Source organism: Devosia sp., from assembly GCF_034675085.1.
Classification (GTDB): domain Bacteria; phylum Pseudomonadota; class Alphaproteobacteria; order Rhizobiales; family Devosiaceae; genus Devosia.
The window spans coordinates 1-5,875 of record NZ_JAUCDN010000208.1 but is presented as its reverse complement, the minus strand read 5'-3'; the positions used below and the strand labels follow the sequence as shown (position 1 = coordinate 5,875).

Annotated in this window: 5 protein-coding genes; 2 read left to right on the top strand and 3 right to left on the bottom strand. The window is 63.9% G+C overall.

Annotated elements, in window-relative coordinates; genetic code table 11:
* From VDP82_RS12765 to VDP82_RS12755, 3 genes are all read right to left on the bottom strand, one after another.
* A partial coding sequence (locus VDP82_RS12765; RefSeq protein WP_416347113.1) for a fructose-bisphosphatase class II occupies positions 1-434 on the bottom strand: 434 nt, incomplete at its 3' end.
* A gap of 13 nt (positions 435-447) precedes the next feature.
* Positions 448-1,788, bottom strand: a complete 1,341-nt coding sequence (locus VDP82_RS12760) for a homoserine dehydrogenase (RefSeq protein WP_323015227.1) — start codon at positions 1,786-1,788, stop codon at positions 448-450.
* Positions 1,789-2,093: 305 nt separating this feature from the next.
* Positions 2,094-3,308, bottom strand: a complete 1,215-nt coding sequence (locus tag VDP82_RS12755; protein WP_323015226.1) for an LL-diaminopimelate aminotransferase — start codon at positions 3,306-3,308, stop codon at positions 2,094-2,096.
* A gap of 414 nt (positions 3,309-3,722) precedes the next feature.
* On the opposite strand from VDP82_RS12755, the gene VDP82_RS12750 reads away from it, so the two are divergent.
* Both VDP82_RS12750 and VDP82_RS12745 read left to right on the top strand, forming a co-directional pair.
* On the top strand, positions 3,723-5,018 hold the full coding sequence (locus VDP82_RS12750; RefSeq protein ID WP_323015225.1) for a glycosyltransferase: 1,296 nt from the start codon (positions 3,723-3,725) through the stop codon (positions 5,016-5,018).
* Positions 5,019-5,079: 61 nt separating this feature from the next.
* Positions 5,080-5,875: NAD(P)-dependent oxidoreductase (locus VDP82_RS12745; protein WP_323015224.1), on the top strand; the 796-nt coding region annotated here is incomplete at its 3' end.

The following is a 5,875-nucleotide window of genomic DNA, read 5'->3' as shown; positions in this document are numbered from 1 at the left end:
GCATAGCCGGCGCCGATGGCGATCTTGTGCATATAGACGTTGCGGGCGACGTTGAGCAGGCCGCCGCGCTCGGCCATGGCCAGGACGACGATGGAATCGGGCTGGTTCTTGGCGCACAGGGTGACGCCTTCGAGCGGATCGACGGCGATATCGACCGCAGGCCCCTGCCCCGTGCCCACCGCCTGTCCGATATAAAGATCATCGACCTCGCCGGCCTCGCCCTCGCCGATGACGACGCGCCCTGAAATGGCGACACGGTCGAGCTCGGCCAGCATGGCGGAAACGGCGGCGGTGTCGGCGGCTTGTTCATTGCCCTTGCCACGCCATTCGGCGGCGGCGATGGCCGCGCGCTCGGTGACGCGCACCAGTTCCAGCGCCAGGCTGCGATGCAAATGCGCAGGGCTGCGGTCGCCCTCGACCTTGCTCAGTCTCATCGTTCCCCCCGCGTCAGAGCCGCTCGATGCGGATCAGTTGCGGCTCGCCCACGATAAACCCGTCGGAGGCGATCTGCGCAAGCGATTCACGCACGGACGATTCCAAAGTCTGCTGGGTCATCATCACCACGGTGCGGGTGGGCGACCCATCGGGCGCGACGGCCTTGGCGCTCAGATCGGAGCGCTGGATGACCGAGTCGATGGAAATGCCGCGCTCGCCCATGCGGGTCGCTATGGCAGCCAGGGCCCCCGGCACATCCTTGGCATTGAGGCGGATATAATAGCCCCCTTCATGCGGCCGCATGGGCGCCTGGCGATAGGGCAGCAATTCCTGGCTGGGCACGCCCAGCGGCGGTACGCGGGTGCCCCGGGCGATATCGAGAATGTCGGACAGCACCGAGGAGGCGGTGGGCGGGCCGCCGGCGCCGGGGCCGGCCAGCAGCAGCTCATGCACGTGGTCAGTTTCAAGCGCCACGGCGTTCATCACGCCGTCGACGCCGGCAATGGCGCTGTTCTTGGGCACAAAGGCGGGGTGGACACGCTGTTCCACGCCCTCCTCGCTGCGCTGGGCGATGCCGAGCAGCTTGATCTTGTAGCCCAGCTCGGCCGCCACCTTGATGTCGTGCTGGGTGATGCGGGAAATGCCTTCCACCTGTACCTGGTCCGGCGCGATCTCGAAGCCGAAGCAGAGCGTGGCCAGGATGGAAAGCTTGTGGGCCGTGTCGAACCCCTCGACGTCGAAAGTGGGATCGGCCTCGGCATAGCCGAGCGCCTGCGCATCCTTGAGGCAATCGGCGAAGCTGATGTCCTCATTGCCCATGCGGGTGAGGATATAGTTGCAGGTGCCGTTCATGATGCCGAACACCTTGGCGATGCTGGCCGAGCCCAACCCTTCGCGCAAGGTTTTGATAACAGGGATGCCACCAGCAACGGCCGCTTCGAAGCCGAGCTGGGTGCCCGTTTCCTCCGCCAGCCGGGCCAGGGTGACGCCGTGCTTGGCCAGGAGCGCCTTGTTGGCCGTAACCACGGGGCGGCCGATTTCCAGTGCCGCCTTGACCGCCGCGAAAGCCGGACCGTCCTCGCCGCCGATCAGTTCTATGAAAAGATCGATGCCCTCGGATTTGGCCAGGGCCACCGGATCGTCGAACCACTCGACCCCGGAAATATCGATGCCGCGGTCGCGGGAACGCGAACGCGCGGCAACGGCCGTCACCACGAGCTGCCGGCCCAGTTTTCGCGTCAGATCCTCACCATCCTTTTGCAGGATGCGCACCAGCGTGGCGCCGACATTGCCCAGCCCCGCCACGCCGATGCGCAGCGGCGCCAGGCGTTCGCCTTCGCCGTATTCCTGCATGGCCTTGAGAATGCGCGCGCGTGTGTCGCTGCGCGGCTCGCGGCCTTCGCGCAGGTCAAAGACGAAAAGCGGATCGCCGGCGACGGTGCGCCCGAAACGGGTCGGCGTCCAGCCGCGAGAAGAAATGAAGGATTCGACGGCTTGGCGGAAGGAAGCAATATCACTCATGGTGGCGCCATGTGCATAGGAATTCGCCTAGCCGTCAATAGGAGTTTGGCGGAATGCGCGGTTTTATCCGCCGATAGGCGACGCCACGGATGAGCGAGAGACCGGGAGGCGCGCGGCGCGCCTCCCCTTGCCCAAGGTCAGGCCTTGAGCGGCACGACGTTGCCCTGCCCCGGCTTGGCGCCGAGGAGCTTCTTGATGTTGCGGGCCGCCTGGCGGATGCGCTGCTCGTTTTCGACGAAGGCCAGGCGGATATACTGGTCGCCATATTCGCCGAAGCCGACGCCGGGGGCCACGCCCACGCCGGTTTCCTTGATGAGCAGCTTGGCAAATTCCAGCGAACCCATATGAGCAAATTGCGGCGGAATGGGCGCCCAGGCGAACATGGTGGCCTTGGGCACGGGGATATCCCAGCCCGAACGGCCAAAGCTCTCCACCATGACGTCGCGGCGGTATTTATAGACCTTGCGGACTTCCTCGATCACCTCATCCGAGCCGTTGAGGGCGGCGGTAGCGGCAACCTGGATGGGGGTGAAGGCACCATAGTCGAGATAGGATTTCACCCGCGCCAGCGCCGCGATCAGCCGCTCATTGCCCACGGCGAAGCCGACGCGCCAGCCGGGCATGGAATAGGTCTTGGACATGGAGGTGAACTCGACGGAAATATCCATCGCGCCCGGAATCTGGAGGATGGAGGGCGGCGGCGCGTCCTCATCGAAATAGATCTCGGAATAGGCCAGGTCGGAGAGAATGAAGATTTCGTGCTGGCGGCAATATTTGACCACCTCGGCGTAAAAATCGAGGTCGGCGGTATAGGCGGTGGGATTGGCCGGATAATTGAGCACCAGCGCGATGGGCTTGGGGATGGAGTGGCGCACGCCCCTGTCGAGCGCGCGCATGAAATCCTCATTGGGCTCGGCCGGCATGGAACGCACCACGCCCCCGCTCATGATGAAGCCGAAGGAATGGATGGGATAGGTCGGGTTCGGCACCAGCACCACATCGCCCGGCGCGGTGATGGCCGAGGCCATGTTGGCAAAGCCCTCCTTGGAACCGAGGGTCGCCACGACCTGGGTGTCGGGGTTGAGCTTCACTCCGAACCGGCGGCCGTAATAGCTGGCCTGGGCCTTGCGCAGGCCCGGAATGCCGCGCGAGGTGGAATAGCGGTGGGTGCGCCCATCCTTCACCGTCTCCTGCAATTTTTCCACGATATGGGCCGGGGTCGGCATATCGGGATTGCCCATGCCCAGGTCGATGACGTCGACGCCTTCGGCGCGAGCCTTGGCCTTTAGGGGGTCGATATGGGCAAAAACATAGGGAGGCAGGCGGCGGATGCGGTGGAAATCTTCGCTCATGGGTTCCTCGGCGGTCCGTTTCGGACCTCGTCTGGCCGCGACGCGCTTGCTGGCGCAGCGCTCCGACAGTGTGGAGCGAATATCGCGGAATTATGGTGGTAGAAGGGTTAAAGGCGCCGGCTCGCCGGGCGCTGACGGTCTATTCGGCTCTTCCCGGCCTGCATCGCGGCCATCGGGAAGAGCTAACGGGCGTTTGCGGCTGCGACGGCAAAAAGGGCGGCTGCGCAAGAGGCGAGCAAGGCTCCAACCAGTGCGACAGTGGTGCGAGACGGCATGTCCCTTGCCCTTCAGAAACGAGTCTAGTACTTAAACCGGCAATCGATAAGGCTGTTCATAAGTCCTCGCCGGGGTATTGTAAATGGGCCGCAGGGCCCCAACCTACGGCCTTACAGCCGCGTAAGGTGAGGTTTGATTTTGCAACGCATTGCCCTTGTCACTATTGGCACGCAAGGCGACGTTCAACCCTATCTGGCCCTGGCCATCGCCCTGCAAAAGCGGGGCTATTCGGTGGTGCTGGGCGCATCCGAGGAATTCCAGCGCATGGTGCAGAGCCATGGCATCGAATTCCATTCGCTCGGGCGCTCCATCCAGGCTTTCCTTACGCAACAGCGTTTTGAAAACGCCATGAGCCAGTCCATGCTCATCAACGGCCCCTCGCTGCTGCGGCAGGGCCAGAAGATCGTCAATATCGCCGCGCGCCGCGCCTGGAAGATGTGCCAGGGCGCCGACATGCTGATCCTGAACATGAACACCAGCTTCGGCATCGACATCGCCGAGGCGCTGCAAATCCCCGCCATCATGGTGGCCTTGCAGCCGCTCAATTCGACCAGCGAATTTCCGCTCTGCATCTATTATGGCGCCGATTACGGCCCGGCGATCAACAAGCTGACTTATACCTCGATCTCCGTGCAGCAGATCTATTACAACCTGCCGCGCAACAAGCTGCGGCGCGATCTGATGGGGCTGGAAGCGCGCAAGAAGGGCGGCGTGTTCTGCAATACCGACGGCACGCCGCTGACCACGCTCTACGCCTATTCCGACCTGGTTTCGCCCCGCCCCAAGGATTGGCCGGACAACGCCATCGTCACGGGCTATTGGCCTCTTTACGACACCAGCGACTGGCAACCTTCACCCGAATTCGCCAAATTCCTCTCCGAGGGAGAGGCACCGGTCTATATCGGCTTCGGCTCCATGCCCTTTGGAGCGGAGCGCAACACGCGCATCCTCAAGGAGGCCGTTGCCGCCTGGGGCGGCCGGGCCGTGGTGGCGCGGGGCTGGGGCGGCATCAATCCGCAGGACCTGCCGGACAATATCTTCGCCATCGAAAAAGCGCCGCATGACAAGCTGTTCAAATATGTCTCGGCCGTAGTGCATCACGGTGGGGCCGGCACGACTTCGGCGGGTCTGCATCTGGGGCGGCCGACCTTCGTCGTTCCCCAGACGGTGGACCAGCCCTATTGGGGGCGGCGTGTCTATGAGCTGGGCTGCGGCCCCAAGCCGGTGCGCCTGCGCAAGCTGACGCCGGAAAGCCTGACCGACGCCCTGATAAAACTCACCGGCACGCCCTCCTACGCCACAAATGCCACGGCCCTGGCCAAAAAACTCAACCAGGAAGACGGGCTGACCAAGGCGGTCGATCATATCGATAGCATGCTGCATAAAGGGCCCAGGCTTGTCAGCGCACGGGCCGAGGGGCGGCTGAGCCGCTAGATATTTTCATAAAAAGCGCTGACCTTCATGGGCAGCCCATGCTGCCGAAGGGAAGAGCGGGATGAAGATTTGCATTATCGGGGCATCGGGAGGCATCGGACGCGAACTGGCCGTCATATTGGCGGCCGACCATGAGGTGGTGCCGGTTTTCCGCAGCCGGCTCGACCGCGACGGCACCGTGCGCAAGGAGGGCGCCGGCTTCGACGACGACGCGGCGCTGGGCGCCACCATTGCCGGTGCCGACGTGACGATCCACGCCGCCCTCGACACCAAGGCCAAGGGCAAGGATTTCATCCCCGCAAATGTGGCGCTGACCGACCGGGTGCTGAGCAAGCTCGATCCAGCAACCTGCAAGCTCTTCGTCTATTTCAGCTCGCAGGTGGTCTATTCGGCCATCGACGCGACCCGGCACCCGGTCTATGCGGAAAGCGACGACATCGTCGTCGAGACGCGGATCGATGCCTATACGCGCCTCAAGATCGACGAGGAAAAGCGCGTTCGCGCCGCCTGCGACGCCCGGGGCATTCCGTGGCTGATCGTGCGGCCCAGCGTGGTCACCGGGCCGGGCATGAACTGGTCGACCGGCATGGTGGAGGCCATGCGCAAGGCTCCGGTGGGTCTGGGCGGGCGCACCATCAACCTCATCCATGTGACCGATCTCAGCCGGCACCTCAAATCATTGATCGAGCAGAACATTTCCGGCGAGGTGTTCAACCTGGCCGACCAGGACGTCAAATCGGGCGATTTCTTCGCCGCCGCAGCAGCGGCTGCCGGCCGCAAGGCGCTGATCCTGCCCGGCGCCATCACGGCGACGGCGGGGCGGCTCATGCCCTCGACCATGTGGTTCTTCGCCCATG

Coding starts and splice junctions, on each gene's coding strand:
- VDP82_RS12760 (WP_323015227.1), bottom strand. CDS start 1,788: ATGCAGGAATACGGCGAAGGCGAACGCCTGGCGCCGCTGCGCATCGGC.
- VDP82_RS12755 (WP_323015226.1), bottom strand. CDS start 3,308: ATGAGCGAAGATTTCCACCGCATCCGCCGCCTGCCTCCCTATGTTTTT.